11 protein-coding genes and 1 pseudogene are annotated in these 13,966 nt (G+C 46.9%); 5 read left to right on the top strand and 7 right to left on the bottom strand.

Annotation, left to right across the window (positions count from 1 at the left end; all coding sequences use genetic code 11):
• Positions 1-75 precede the first annotated feature (75 nt).
• Together DX073_RS04730 and DX073_RS04725 are read left to right on the top strand one after the other, a co-directional pair.
• Positions 76-672 (top strand): annotated as a pseudogene (locus tag DX073_RS04730) (TetR/AcrR family transcriptional regulator); the annotation flags it as partial.
• A gap of 271 nt (positions 673-943) precedes the next feature.
• On the top strand, positions 944-1,651 hold the full coding sequence (locus DX073_RS04725) for a ParA family protein (RefSeq protein WP_115005986.1): 708 nt from the start codon (positions 944-946) through the stop codon (positions 1,649-1,651).
• A 101-nt stretch (positions 1,652-1,752) separates the two neighbouring features.
• On the opposite strand, the gene DX073_RS04720 is transcribed toward DX073_RS04725, so the two are convergent.
• The 5 genes from DX073_RS04720 to DX073_RS04700 all read right to left on the bottom strand — a co-directional run bounded on the left by DX073_RS04720 (position 1,753) and on the right by DX073_RS04700 (position 8,106).
• Complete coding sequence (locus DX073_RS04720; protein WP_079324818.1) at positions 1,753-3,138, bottom strand: APC family permease; 1,386 nt, start codon at positions 3,136-3,138, stop codon at positions 1,753-1,755.
• A 514-nt stretch (positions 3,139-3,652) separates the two neighbouring features.
• The gene (ligA, locus tag DX073_RS04715; RefSeq protein ID WP_115005983.1) at positions 3,653-5,728 is read right to left on the bottom strand and encodes an NAD-dependent DNA ligase LigA; all 2,076 of its coding nucleotides are present in this window, start codon (positions 5,726-5,728) and stop codon (positions 3,653-3,655) included.
• A 96-nt stretch (positions 5,729-5,824) separates the two neighbouring features.
• Complete coding sequence (locus tag DX073_RS04710) at positions 5,825-6,703, bottom strand: cell division protein ZipA C-terminal FtsZ-binding domain-containing protein (protein ID WP_115005981.1); 879 nt, start codon at positions 6,701-6,703, stop codon at positions 5,825-5,827.
• Positions 6,704-6,830: 127 nt separating this feature from the next.
• Positions 6,831-7,793, bottom strand: a complete 963-nt coding sequence (hemH, locus tag DX073_RS04705) for a ferrochelatase (RefSeq protein ID WP_115005979.1) — start codon at positions 7,791-7,793, stop codon at positions 6,831-6,833.
• 133 nt (positions 7,794-7,926) lie between these two features.
• Entirely contained in the window at positions 7,927-8,106 is a 180-nt protein-coding gene (locus tag DX073_RS04700) for an oxidoreductase-like domain-containing protein (RefSeq protein ID WP_115005977.1), read from the bottom strand.
• Positions 8,107-8,231: 125 nt separating this feature from the next.
• Here DX073_RS04700 and DX073_RS04695 point away from each other — a divergent pair, with 125 nt between their 5' ends.
• The 3 genes from DX073_RS04695 to DX073_RS04685 all read left to right on the top strand — a co-directional run bounded on the left by DX073_RS04695 (position 8,232) and on the right by DX073_RS04685 (position 10,016).
• Positions 8,232-8,549, top strand: a complete 318-nt coding sequence (locus DX073_RS04695; protein ID WP_115005975.1) for a BolA family protein — start codon at positions 8,232-8,234, stop codon at positions 8,547-8,549.
• 44 nt (positions 8,550-8,593) lie between these two features.
• A complete protein-coding gene (locus DX073_RS04690) occupies positions 8,594-8,986 on the top strand; it encodes a hypothetical protein (protein ID WP_115005973.1) in 393 nt (130 codons plus the stop codon).
• Between the two features lie 130 nt (positions 8,987-9,116).
• Positions 9,117-10,016, top strand: coding sequence for a DMT family transporter (locus tag DX073_RS04685; RefSeq protein ID WP_181814369.1), 900 nt, complete (start codon positions 9,117-9,119; stop codon positions 10,014-10,016).
• On the opposite strand, the gene DX073_RS04680 is transcribed toward DX073_RS04685, so the two are convergent.
• Both DX073_RS04680 and DX073_RS04675 read right to left on the bottom strand, forming a co-directional pair.
• Positions 10,010-11,605, bottom strand: a complete 1,596-nt coding sequence (locus DX073_RS04680) for a multidrug ABC transporter permease/ATP-binding protein (RefSeq protein ID WP_115005971.1) — start codon at positions 11,603-11,605, stop codon at positions 10,010-10,012. The genes DX073_RS04685 and DX073_RS04680 overlap by 7 nt on opposite strands.
• A gap of 75 nt (positions 11,606-11,680) precedes the next feature.
• Entirely contained in the window at positions 11,681-13,861 is a 2,181-nt protein-coding gene (locus DX073_RS04675; RefSeq protein ID WP_258556872.1) for a TonB-dependent receptor, read from the bottom strand.
• Positions 13,862-13,966: the final 105 nt, after the last annotated feature.

Here is a 13,966-nt window from a genome sequence, read left to right as displayed (position 1 = left end):
AAATATTTCACAATGTTTAAAATTTTGTTATAATTGAGAAGATTTTACATTTTTGCCCACTCAGGGAATAAAGACATGAGCAGTCGTAAAGAACAGTTTGAGCACCGAGAACGGCAGATTTTGGCGACTGCTGAACAGTTGTTATTAGAATCAGGCGATTATGATTTGACCTTGGATAGTTTGGCACGCCATTTGGATTTGGCAAAGGGGACGTTGTACAAGCATTTTGTGAGTAAGGATGAGCTACTGTTGCGACTGCTCATAGAGTACGAAAAACGCTTGTATGAGATGAACGCCATTGATGATGGGGCAGGGGCGGGTGTGGCTCGTATGGTGTTACAACTGCTTTTGCGTCCACAGCGAGCGATGATGTTTCACCACCTAGAAGACAAGCTGTCATCGACCGCGTCAGGGCTAAACCGCCTGTTCGGTGAGCTGTATAAGATTCGCCGTGAACGCATGAAGCGTATTTATGAGATTGCCGAGCGGTATCTGTCTGAGCAGAACAGCACCATGGCAACCCGAGATTTTTTGGCAAGCATTTGGGCGTTGGGACAAGGCGGGGCAGGGCTGTTAAATTCTAGCTTTTATCAGCGTTATCTGGGTGACAGAGACACCTTAAAATATGCCTTTGTCGTGCAAATGCTAGACTTACCAAAACTCTACGCCCAAGACACTACCAAAGATTCTGTCAAAAATACCGGCAAAGACACTAACCAAGACATTGCGGTCAAGTCGTCGCCACAGACAGATGACGAGACGGACATCGCTCCCACCAACGATGAGCAAGCCCCTGCTATCACGCCCAAGCTGATTAAGCCATTAACACCACCTTTGGTGTGATGTTATTGGATTTATTGCCTTATTATTACATTGCATTTACCCCTGATTTTCGGTACAATCATTCATCACCAATAACCACACGACAATTAAGGATTAATGCATGCTCACCATTCTCACCGCCAACCAAAAAGGGGGCTGTGGCAAGACATCAATCAGTCTGACCCTAGCTGTCGCCTTGGCTCATGAAGGCTATAAAGTTGCCATCGCAGACGCCGACCCCCAAAAATCTGCCTTGCGTTTTTTAAAATACCGCCCCGATGACGTCACGCCCATCATGGGCATTGACTGGCGAGACAGCGACGACATTGGTGATTTGCCCAAAAATATGGACAAAGCCAAGCCCGATGTTCTCATCATCGATGCCCCAGGAGCGGTGGCAGGTGAGCGTGCCGAACGGCTTATTGGCGAGTGTGATTTGATGTTTGTGCCGGTGTTGCCGTCCTTTTTTGACATAGACAGCACCAAGCGATTTTTAAAGAACATTGCCGACATCAAGCGAATCAGAAAAGGCAAAGTGGACGTTCATCTCGTCGCTAACCGCATACGCCCACAGCTCATGGATGGGGGCGTGCCAAGCGACAAACTGTTGGCGATATTTGATGAGATAGGGCAACGTCCTTTGGCTTATATCAGTGAAAAAAGTGCCTACGCTCAGCTTGCCGATGACGCCCTAACCATCTTTGACAAGACACAAAAACCCTATCAAGATGCCAAAGGGCAATGGCAACCGATATTAGCACTCATCAAAAATAAGCTGTCAGGCAACGGTAAATGTTCGGGCATGAGTACGGACGGCAGTTGGTTTTAGATTTGCCCCAAACCTGCTCAAATCATGACTGCTAGATAATACTGATAAAATTATGACAACAAAAATCCCGCCATAAGACGGGATTTTTATAAAGCAGATGATTATACATCTTCTTCTTTGTATTGTGGTACAGGTTTTTTGAAGCCACCTGTCTTGATGCCAAGCCAGATAAAGCCCAAGAACGCCCAGAACAGACCCACACCAAAGGTTGTGCTGTCCACTTCTAGCCACATCAAGAAAATACTGATAAAGCCAATCACGGGCACAACAACATAGCTGATGATTTGTTTAGGCGTTTTAACCATCTTGTCACGCACCGCATAGCGGAAAATGACCGATAGGTTTACAAAGCTAAACGCCGTCAATGCACCAAAGCTGATTAGGTTTACCACCGTCTCCAAGCTAATAAAGCCTGCGGTCAAAGCCACACCGCCAGCAATCAGAATGTTATTGACAGGGGTCAAGAATTTGGGGCTTAGCTGACCAAAGATTTTGTTGCTAATCACACCATCACGACCCATCACATACATGAGGCGAGACACGCCAGCGTGAGCCGAGATGCCAGACGCCATCACCGTTACAATGGCAAAGCCCAACACAATCGCTTGGAACGCTGAACCACCCACCAATAGCAGGATTTCGGCTTGGGTTTCGTCCACCGCTTCAAAATACAACTCAGGGTTACTTGGCAAATAAGTCTGCATAAAATAAGCACTGACAATAAACACCGCACCTGCAATTAGGGTGGTTAAAATCATCGCTTTTGGCAAGGTGTTTTTGACGTCTTTGGTCTCTTCGGCAAGGCTAGAGATTGAGTCAAAGCCTGTGAACGAGAAACACAAAATGGTCGCACCCGTAATCAAAGCTCCTACCGAAGTCATCTCACTCCAAAACGGCTTTAAGCTCCACAGCTCATAGATGTCTTCTGGGTTGGTGTTGGCGGCGTACTGTGCCATTTGTAATTTGCTATAAATCAGGTAGGTAAAGACGGCAATCACAAGTAGCTGTACTGCCACAATCCAACTGTTAAAGTAGGCAACGGTTTTTGAGCCAAAGATATTGACCAGAGTCATCAGTCCCGTCAGACCAATCACCCACACCCAGTGGTTCACCGCAGGGAATAGGGCTTCAAGATACAGCACGGCAAGGATAATGTTTACCATGGGCGAGAGCAGATAATCCAGCCAGCTTGACCAGCCGACCATAAAGCCCATAGACGGGTTAATTGCTCTTTGTGTATAAGTGTAAGCTGAACCCGATGACGGATAGGCACGAATCATATGCCCATAGCTGATTGATGTGAGCAAAATGGCAAACAGTGCAAAAAGATAAGACATCGGCACGTGTCCACCACTATCACGGGAGACCATACCAAAAGTATCAAGCAAAGTCATCGGCTGAATGTAAGCCAAACCAATGATGATGACGTGCCATAGACCAAGATTTCGCCGCAATTTTGCAGCTTGGGTAGTAACAGGTGTGCTCAACGTAGAGTCCTCCAAAAAGCGTGCGTAAACGCAAAACTTCAGAAAAGGCGTTGGGGGTGCTAATACTGTTATCAAACGTACTTTTGGCAGATAAAATCTGTTAGCGGGCGTGTTTGAGATTTGATTAAGCTATCAACTCCGAGTTAAAAAATGATTGACCGAAATGGCAATCTCTTTACAAATTTTTACAGACGTAAAAAAACGGCTAATTTTACCCCAAAAATTGACCCATGCCAATGCGTTTTTAAAAATTTCATCTATATTTAACAAGATTTTTGTAACATTGATGGGTTTTTAATCAAAAAAAATCCACATAAAAAGTAAGTCTTTATTTCTAAAATATGTCTAAGTTGTAAATAGTGTTATCAAGCACGCCCTAGGTAAGCGGTTTTGGCATGATAAATTTTTCATGATTTGACAGAATATCGTAGGGGCAAATTGCAATTTTCCCTATCTGATTTTAAAACAACAATTTACCAAACGTTTTAAGCCTTTGTCAATACATAACCAATCTTTACAATCTACCATGCTCGGTAAGCAGTGCCATAAACTCATCTTCGCCCACCACACGCACGCCAAGCTCATTTGCCTTATCTAGTTTAGAGCCTGCCCTCTCGCCTGCCAGTAGTACGCTCGTTTTGGCGGATACTGACCCTGAGACTTTCGCCCCCAGCGCCTGCAAGTGGGCTTTGGCTTCGTCTCGCCCCATCGTCCCAAGCGTGCCTGTTACCACCCAAGTTTGTCCATCAAGGGGGGCATTTGCTGTATCCTTAACCACCGCTTGCCAATGCACGCCCAACGCTACCAAATCATTAACCACCGCCATGTTATGCTCGGCACGGAAAAACTCATGGATATTTTTGGCGGTAATCTCGCCAATGTCCACCACCTTTAACAGCTCGTCCACGCTTGCCGATTGTAATTTGTCAAGCTCGCCAAAATGCTCGGCTAAGTTTAGTGCCGTACTCTCGCCCACCCCACGAATGCCTAAGGCAAAGATAAAGCGTGGCAGGGTTGTGTTTTTGGATTTATCAATGGCGGATAACATATTGGCAACCGACTTTTCGCCCAAGCCTTCTAGGTTTTGTAAAATCTCCACCTTATCCGCCAAACGATAAATGTCCGCCACCGTTTTAATGAGTCCCATGTCAAAAAACTTAATGAGCCACTGCGAACCCAAACCGTCAATGTCCATGGCTTTTCGTGAAACAAAATGTATCAGAGCTTCTTGGGCTTGGGCGGTGCAAACAAGTCCGCCTGTACAACGCGCCAAAGCTTCGCCGTCTGGTAGCACCACGGGCGAATCACAGACAGGGCAAGCGGTCGGCAAATGTATCGCACGCACGTTGTCATCACGCAAATCACTCATCACGCCTGAGACTTTGGGAATCACGTCCCCCGCCCTGTGAATGCTCACAATGTCGCCTATCATGACCCCAAGACGTCCAATCTCGCCAAAGTTGTGCAAGGTAACGTTGCTCACGGTAACACCCCCAACATTGACAGGGTCAAGTTTGCCCACAGGGGTAAGCTGTCCTGTCCGTCCCACTTGCCATTCTACGTCCAAAAGGCGTGTTGTGGCGGTGGTGGCAGGGAATTTGTAAGCGGTTGCCCAGCGTGGTTCACGACTTAAAAAACCCAAATCATTTTGCAAGAGGAGTGAATTTACTTTGACCACCATGCCGTCAATCTCAAAGGGTAACTCATCTCGCCCTGCTATGGTCGCTTGATAAAAGTCATCAATATCTTGTAAATTTGCCACAACTTTAAAGGGCGATACATCAAACCCTTGCGACTGCAAAAAACGCATCGCCCCGCTTTGGGTCGTGATGTCATCGGGCAAGCCTTGATTGACCGAATAACCATAAAACGCCAATGGACGGGCTTTGGCAATGGCAGGATTTAGCTGACGCAATGACCCTGCGGAGGCATTTCTGGGGTTGGCGAATGTTTTCTCGCCACGCTTTTGGCTTTCATTGTTTAATTTTAAAAATCCTGCTTTTGGCATTAACACTTCGCCACGCACTTCTAACAGCTCAATATCCCTACAATCATCAAGCACAAGCGGTAAGTTACGAATGGTGCGGACGTTGTGCGTGATGTCTTCGCCCACCCGTCCGTTCCCACGAGTTACCGCTTGGCTAAATACACCATGAACATACTTTAAAGACACCGCCAAACCGTCCAGTTTAAGCTCCATTTCAAATTCGGGATTTTGGTTTTTGCCATCCAAACGGTCATTGACACGGCGGACAAAATTTGCCATGTCATCGGCATTAAATACATTCCCAAGCGACAACATGGGCAAATCGTGCGTGATTTGGGTAAAAAACGGCAAGGGCGTATCGCCCACATTATCAGTCGGGCTGTCAGGTTGTTTTAGTGTGGGAAAATCATTTTCTAGCTCAATCAACTTGGCACGCAAACTGTCATATTCGCCGTCTGTAATGGTTGGGTTGTCTAGCACATAATAGGCGTGGTTATGGCGTTTTAGGGCGGTGATAAGCTTACGCATTTGGGCGATAATCGCTGTATCGTCATTGGCAGGTGTATTGGCAGATAAGTTAGCAGAAGTAAATAAATCAGTCATGGTGTATTTAGGATTTTAATTGAATAATTTAAAAATAGGTAAATTTTAACGTTTAAAAAACCGCCCTATCAAAGACGGCTTTTCAATCATGGTTGATTAACGGTAATCAGCAACTTTGGCACGCAGTTTTGCCAAATACGCCCCGTCTAAGATATAGCCTTCATCATCATGCACATCGGCATTGATGTCTTTGGCTATCATCTGAGCGACCGACACCATGCTGTCAAAACCACGCAAGGCATGGGGGTGTGGCAAAGACAAGAACAACGATAATGCACTAAAATGACTGTCGGTCAAGATGTTCAAATCAAAGCCTTCCACCGAACCATCATAACCCACGCCCAGCATACTAAACCACAGCTTGCCCGTGCCGTCTTCACGCTCATAGCGGTGATACATGTTCATCACGCCATATTTTAGCCCATAGGCTCTAACGATATCAAGCACCGCCCTGCCTGAGAGTCCATTGTATTGGTCTTTGGGGGTGATGACGACCGTGACTGTCTCTTGGGCGTTGAGCAAGGGGTCGTTGTCTTGGTCAAAGGCTTGCTGTTCTTCGAGATGACGGTCAAGCACAGGCGAGTTTTGGACAAAGTCACTTGACGGCTCGGTAAACCGCTCTTTTTTAATGGGTTCATCGGCTAGTATGTCGGCATCATCATCTTGGGGAGTGTTATGAGCATTAGGGTCTTGGCTTGCGACCATGGCAAGGCTTGACAGGGCGTCCGCTTTGGTCTCATCAGCCAGCTCTCGCCCTGATTTGACAGGCTCGGCACTGACCGTCTCATCTTGGCTCTGTGTCCCCACCGATAATGCCGACTGCCCCCTCTCATCTCGGGGCAAAATCGGCAAGCCGTCCTTGTACGCCAATGTCTTGGTATCGCCTTCAAAATCCTTGGCAAGCATACTGCGGATAATCAGCCATAGCCCCAGCAAAATGACCAATACAACGACTATCGTCAAAAAAGTACTCATAGCACCAAATCCCAAAAAATCTTTTTCAAATAAATTTTGTTAGTTTATCACGCCTGCTTGATTTAGTCATCTACTTTGGCGGCAAAATTTTGGCATTTGGGCATAAAATTGGCATAGCAAAGCACACTCACAAATACCGCCCTACCATGTTCGCCATGAGCTTGATATGTAACTCATCGGTATTTAGGGCAGGGATATATTCATACGACTTACCGCCAGCATTTATAAAGTTATCACGGTTCTCTACCGCCAGCTCTTCTAAGGTCTCCAAGCAATCAGCAGAAAAAGCAGGGCTTAGCACTTGCACTGATACACCTTGATTACCCCATTCGGTCAGAAGCTCATCGGTGTAGGGTTTTAGCCATTCCTGAGCCCCAAAACGGGATTGGAAACTTATCGCCCATTCGTGTGTGCCAAGTCCTAGCTCGCTTGCGACTAGCACTGCTGTTTTGCGACATTCATCGGCATAAGGGTCGCCTTTGTCAGCATAAGGCTTAGGAATGCCGTGAAAACTCATGAGTAGCCTGTCAGCTCGCCCATGCTGTGCCCAAAACTTACGAATACTATCCGCCAACGCCTGTATATATAACGGGTGGTCGTGATAATCTCTGGTAAACTGCACGGCGGGCATATTACGCTTTTTCATGCAATACTCTGCCACTTTATCAAACACCGCCCCTGTGGTGGTGGCAGAGTACTGCGGATACAACGAAAAGACGATAAAGTCATCATAGCCTTTATCTTGTAAATCCGCCATGACCGCCTTGATGTTAGGATTGCCATAAGTAGTCGCAGGAAAAACAGGGATGTTTTTGCCCTGCTTGGCAAGGTGGTCTTCAAGCAGGCTTGCTTGCTGTTTTAAAATCGCTAGCAGGGGTGAGCCGTCTTTTGTCCATACGCTTTGATACGCATGAGCGACACGTTTGGGACGGGTGGTTAATACAAACAGATTAAGGATAATTTGCCAAATAAAGGGTGGAATCTCAATCACCCGAGTATCGGACAAAAACTCACGCAAATAACGGCGAACGCCCTGTGGGGTGGGTTCGTCAGGCGTGCCTAGATTGACAAGGATAATGGCGGTTTTCATGAATGTGTATCATTTAAAAATTTGGCTTAGTGTAACATTTTTTGGTAAAATTGCGAGAATTATTTGATAAATTTTATCATTGGGAAATTTAATGAAATTTTAATCATCTTTGGATAATCTCATAAACCCCCAATCATTCATTTTTATCAATCACATGACCCCATTTGGCATCATAATCCGCTTTTTGCAATTTATAAATTTCAAATACACACAGCTCATCACAGCCATTATCACAGCATTCATAATCTTCGGGCGGTTCGGGTGGGGGTGGAATGTCGTTTGGGATTTTAGGTGCTGATGAATGGTCGCTCATAAGGGTCTCTGCGGTTTTGGATGGATGATTTTTGGATAAATGATTTTTGATAATTATTTTGATAAATGGTATTATACCCCCTAATTAAGCCTTTTTAAACTTTTTAAACAAATAAAAGCCACATCATGAACACCCAAACCGCCCTAACCCATGCCCTAACCGCCCTGCACCCCACGCACCTGACCTTAGATAACGAAAGTTATATGCACGCAGGGTACTTTGACGGCAAAGAGAGTCATTTTAAACTCATCATCGTCAGTGATGAATTTGTCGGCAAACGTCTGGCGTCTCGTCATCAGCTTGTCTATGGTTTGGTCAATCCCTATCTGACCACACAAGGCGGTACGGTACATGCCCTTGCCATTCACGCCTACACGCCTGATGAATGGGCAAGCCTATCATCTGCCCCAAACAGTCCCAACTGTGCCGGACAAAATAAATAACCCAACCTTTACACTTTACACACCCCTTCTAAATAGGTATTTTTATGAAAAAAGCACTCATCTCATTGGCGGTTGTCGCTGTCGCTCTCACAGGCTGTGCCACCACCAACATCGCCCCCCAATACGTCAATCCTGCCAATTATCAAGGCTATGATTGCACCGTCCTACAAAGCGAAGTGGCTCGCATTAGCCAAACCGCCAAAGCAACCGAAAACCAAAACATCGGACTGTCCGCCACAGGTATCGGCATTGGTCTTGCTGGCGGTCGTGGCGGTATCTATCCGTCCATTAGCGTGGGGGCAGGGCTTGGCAGTGGGGCAAGACAAGCCAAAACCAACACCCTAGCCAAACTCTATGGCGAGCATGATGCGATGATTGTCGCCGCCCGCCAAAAGGGCTGTGCTTTTGCTCAAAATGTCAAGATTTATGGCGAGTAATCAGAGCGTACCTGCCTTTTATATTTGCAATAAAAAACAAGATTTGGTCATGTAGTTTATTTCTACAATATTTCTAAAATTTACATTATGTGATAAAGGCTCAACACGCTCTAGTTAAAAAGGACTTGCCATGCCCCACGCAAACGCCCCCAACACCCAAAACCTATTTTCCATGATAGGCCTGGTCATCGGCTGTGTGCTGTTTGGGCTTGGCAGTCTGATTGTCGCCCATGTGGATGGCGTGGGGGCGTATGCCATGGCGTTTTGGCGACTTAGCGTGTCGGCTGTGATATTTTTATCGCTTGCCCTGATATTTCGCCAGCCGTTTCCTAGTTCACGCCGTGCGATGGTTTTGGCACTCATCTCAGGCGGTGCATTGGGGCTTGATTTGGGGCTGTGGCATGAGAGTATCTATGCTGTAGGGCCGGGCATTTCTACTTTATTAAATAGTTTGCAGATTTTCTTTTTGGCGTTCATCGCCTTTCTTTGGTTTGGCGAAAAACAGACCAAATTACAACTGTTTAGCTTAGTGCTTGCGTCCATTGGCGTGGCACTCATCGCAAGCCCTGAGTTTGCCCACAACTCGTCCGCTTTGTGGGGTTTTGTGTCGGGTATTTTGTCGGGGGCGTTTTTGGCGGTGTCCATGTCCTTTGTCAGACGCACGCACGAAGTGGCGGAAGTGGCGATTTTTCCGATGATGACGCTCGTGGGGGTGGGTGGGGCGTTGGCATTATTGCCACTCATGTTGATGTTTAATCAAGGTCAAATCCTGCCCGCCACGCTTTCCGAATGGGGCTGGATTTTGGTCTATGGGGCGGTCATGCAATGTATGGCATGGGGGCTGATTGCGTATAGCATTCCCAAAATCGCTTTGTCGCTCACAGGGCTTTTGCTCCTAACCGAGCCTGTCGCCACGCTACTCATTGATTATTTTTGGTTGCATAAGCCGATTAACGCCATGCAATGGGGTGGGGCGTTTTTGGTGATGTTTGCCATTTATTTGGGGTCGCTTAGGGTCAAATCTCATTGATTTGGCGTGGCGAGGGCTTGCAAACGTCCTTGTCTGAGTTGTAAAACCCTGTCAGCACACCCAAAAAATCTGTCATCATGGCTGATGACGATGAGTGTTTTTCCCATGCGTTTCATGATGGGGATGAGCTGTTCATAAAATACAGTGCGATAATGGGGGTCTTGGTCGGCAGCCCATTCATCTAAGAGCAAAATGGGTTTGTCATCGGTGATGGCAAGGAGCAGTGCCACTCGCTTTTTTTGACCTGTGGACAGCTCGGTGTTGGTGATGATGTGGTTGTCAATGATGAGTTTGTGCTTCATTTGCAACAAATCAAGCCACGTATCAATCAACGCCTCATCACTGCTTAAAATTTTATCAAACAAATAAAAATCCCCAAAAATCCCCGCAAATTGAGCTTGATATTGTGTACGGTTGTCATCGGTGATGACGGTATCGTCAAGTTTGATGAAGCCTAAATTGGGCTGATACAGCCCTGTGATGAGCTTGGCGAGGGTGGATTTGCCAGAGCCGTTATCGCCCACCAAAAACACCACTTCACCTTGATGGAGTGTTAAGTTGATGTCATGTAGGGCAAAGGATTGGTTGTCGTATTGATAACTGACGTTGTGCAAAGTGAGCGTTTGCCACGCACGAGGACGGAGGGTTTTGTGTTTGTCGAATGTTTGCGTGGCAAGGTGAAGTTCGTGGATTTTTTTGAGGGCGACTTTGGCGGTTTGGTAGACAGGGTAAGCCCCCACTGCTTTGAGTAGGGGTGTTTGTATAAACAGTACGGTCAGGGCAAAGGTGGTTGCCACTGATTTATCCGCCAAATCACCAATGCCAGCGAGCACCAAAATCAACCCAACCCCTGCAAACATCATGATGTTTGACCAATTGACCGCTGACAAATGGTAGGTGTCAGCTTTGATGATGGTTTGGCGATAGTCGCTTGCGTGCGTGTCAAAGGTGTTAAAAAAATCGCAGGCACGTTCGTGGTTGAAATCAAGCTCCTTTTTGCCGTGAATGGCGGTTTGGTAATTTTGGTAGAGTTTGTCGCCGATTTGTCGTAATTTATCCAAAAAATGATAAACACGATTGACCAAGACCACACTCGCCCAAACCACCGCCACGCTCCACAGCCCAATCACCACAAAGAGTGGCAAGGACAAATACGCCAAATAAACGCCAGCACCGCCCACCAAGATGATGCCGTACACAAGCTCTGGCAGACGCACAAAAGCGATGTTGAGCGTCTGAATGTCCTCAGACAGACTGGCAAGCAGGCGACTGCTACCTGTTTTTTCCAAATCAGCAAAAGGCGTGGTTAAAATTCGCCCCACCAAATCTGTTCTTAGGCGATATACAAACTGATGACCCAGATAAGTCATGAAAAATTGTGCAGTAAAAGTCATGACGAGCAATATCCCAATCAACCCCAAAAACTGCACCAAACTTCCCCAATCAAGGTGTTGCTGACTCAGTAGGTGCGTGTTGATAAACATGAGTACGCTCACATTGACCAGCATGCTCATGAGAGTCAATAGCAGGGTCAGGGCGAGTAGTTTGGGGTTGTGGCGAAAAATCAGGGCAATTGGATTGGTTGTCATGGCAAACTTTGGACTTTAGGTGATTTGAAAGTTGATAAAAAAGGGCGAACAACTCGCCCTTTTGTGGTGTTTTGATTAAAATTTAAAACTCACAGAGGCTTTGACGGTGCGTGGGTCGCCTGCCACCAAATAGCCTTGTCCAGGATAACCGCCCACCGATGCCCAGTGTTTTTTGTCGGTAACATTATCCACGCCAACACGCAGTGTAACAGGGGTTGCTCCAACTGAGGTGGCGTATCTTGCTCCAAGATTGAGCAGGGCATAATCAGGCACTTTTAGGGAGTTGTCCGCTTTGGCGTAGCGTGAGCCTGTGTAAGACAAATCACCTGTGAGCGTCAAGCCTTCTAGGGCGTTTACGTCATATTCCATGCCGATGTTTGAGCGGATTTTAGCAGTACCGATGACTTGTTTGCCATCAAAAGCATCGCCAGTGTTTTTCTGTTTGGCATCTAGCAGTGCCACGCCTGTCATCAGACGTAGGTTGTCGGTAGGACGACCAAAGACAAAAACTTCCAAACCTTGATGAACGTTATCGCCTTTGGTGGTGGCACTGCCATTGGCGAGGGAGGCACGAGGCTCTTTGATTTGGAAGGCGGTGAGGCTTGCCCCAAGATTGCCATCGTCATACTTGACACCGATTTCGCTTTGTTTGGAAACGTAGGGTTTGAGCATGAGGTGGTTTTGGTTGATGCTGACTTGTTTGCCTGCGGTGAGTTTTTCGCTGTAATTACCAAATGCCGACCAGTTGCCAAAACGGTAGTTGATACCAGCGACAGGTGAGAGCGTTTTGTCTTTGTAAAAGGTGTTCCAAGTTACGTCTTGGCTGTCAATCTCTTGGTAACGACCGCCCAACGTGAGTTGGAGGTTGTCATCAAGCACGCCCAGTGTGTTTACCAAAGCGACACTGTTTAGGGTAGTTTTGGCGGTCAAAGCAGGGTTGTCCAAAGAGCCTGTGGGTGTTGCCCATTTTGAGGCTGACCAGCTTGGCATGTCAGCAAAGGTGGGGTTGTGTAGATTGCTGTTGTTTGCCCCTGCAAAGTTGTTCCACGAAGAGGGATAATCAGCGATGAAATGGTTTTTTTCTTTGGCTTGATAAGTGTTGGCGACCATGCCCCAGCGATGAGTGATGTTGCCTGTTTCAAAAAAGCCTTTTAAACCAACCTCGCCTGTATGAATGTCGTCTTGGCGTTTGTTTTTGGTGAGGGTGTAATAACCATCGCCTGTGTTGCCATCTGTCACGTAAAAGAACCCACCGCCTAATACGTTGCTTTCTTTGCCTTGACGGACGCCATATGCTCCATAAGCGGTCAGGTTGTCGGTAATGTCATATTCGCCACGCACCGTCCCAAACATATCTTTGGATTGGGTGTTTGCCCATGTCTGAGACCAGTTGGTTTTGCCGTTGGGGGCGGTAGGGGTGGCGGTAACAGCATTGACGTCCACACTGCTACGTTTGGCGGTGTCTGTCAAATCTTGATAACCGACATCGGCAGACAAACGGAATTTGTCGCCACGATAATCCGCTCCCACCGAGATGAGGCTGACTTCTTTTTCTTCGTTTTTAATCGCACCATCGCCTTTGGTGTACGATAGGTTGGTGCGTACGCCCAGTTTGTTGTCCAAAAAGCGTTGTCCTACGTCAGCAGATACTTTGGCTCTGCCATCACCTTCATAACCAACGCTCACTTCACGCAAAGGCTGGCTGGTGGCTCGTTTGGGCAATAGGGTAATTGTGCCACCAGTGTTTGCCCCACCTGGTGAAATACCATTTAGGGCGGTGCTTGCCCCACGCTGAATTTCCACACGTTCAAACAACTCGCTTGAAGTGTATTGGCGTGGCAAAATGCCATACAAGCCGTTGTACATGGTGTCGTCAGAATAAGTGACAAAGCCACGCATGACGTAGGCTTCTTGGAAGTTACCAAATCCACGAGCAACGGTTACGGTTGGGTCTTTTTTAAGGACATCGCCTACGCCATCGGCTTGGGTGTTTTTGATGAATTGTTGGGTGTAGGCGGTAGTAGAAAATGGCGTGTCCATGTAGTGTTTGTTGCCCAAAATGCCAACACGGCTACCTGATGCCACTTGCCCACCTGCATAACTGCGTGCCAAACCTGCTTGGCTGGCGTCAGCACTGACGTCAATCACCATCGCTTCGAGCTGGACGTGAGGGGTTTGGTCGTTGGCAAATGCAGTGATACTAAACGCACTCAAACCTGCCACAGACATACATATAAAAAGGGTGGAATAACGCATGTGAATCCTTAAAAAATGGGGTGGCTAATTCTACATATAATGTGATTAAAAAGCAATATAAAGCCACGATTGTTGCAAAATAAATTTCATCAAATCAATCAAATC

Source organism: Moraxella lacunata (assembly GCF_900453205.1).
Lineage (GTDB): Bacteria > Pseudomonadota > Gammaproteobacteria > Pseudomonadales > Moraxellaceae > Moraxella > Moraxella lacunata_B.
Note: the sequence above shows the minus strand (reverse complement) of the source record. Positions and strands in the feature narration are given on the sequence as shown.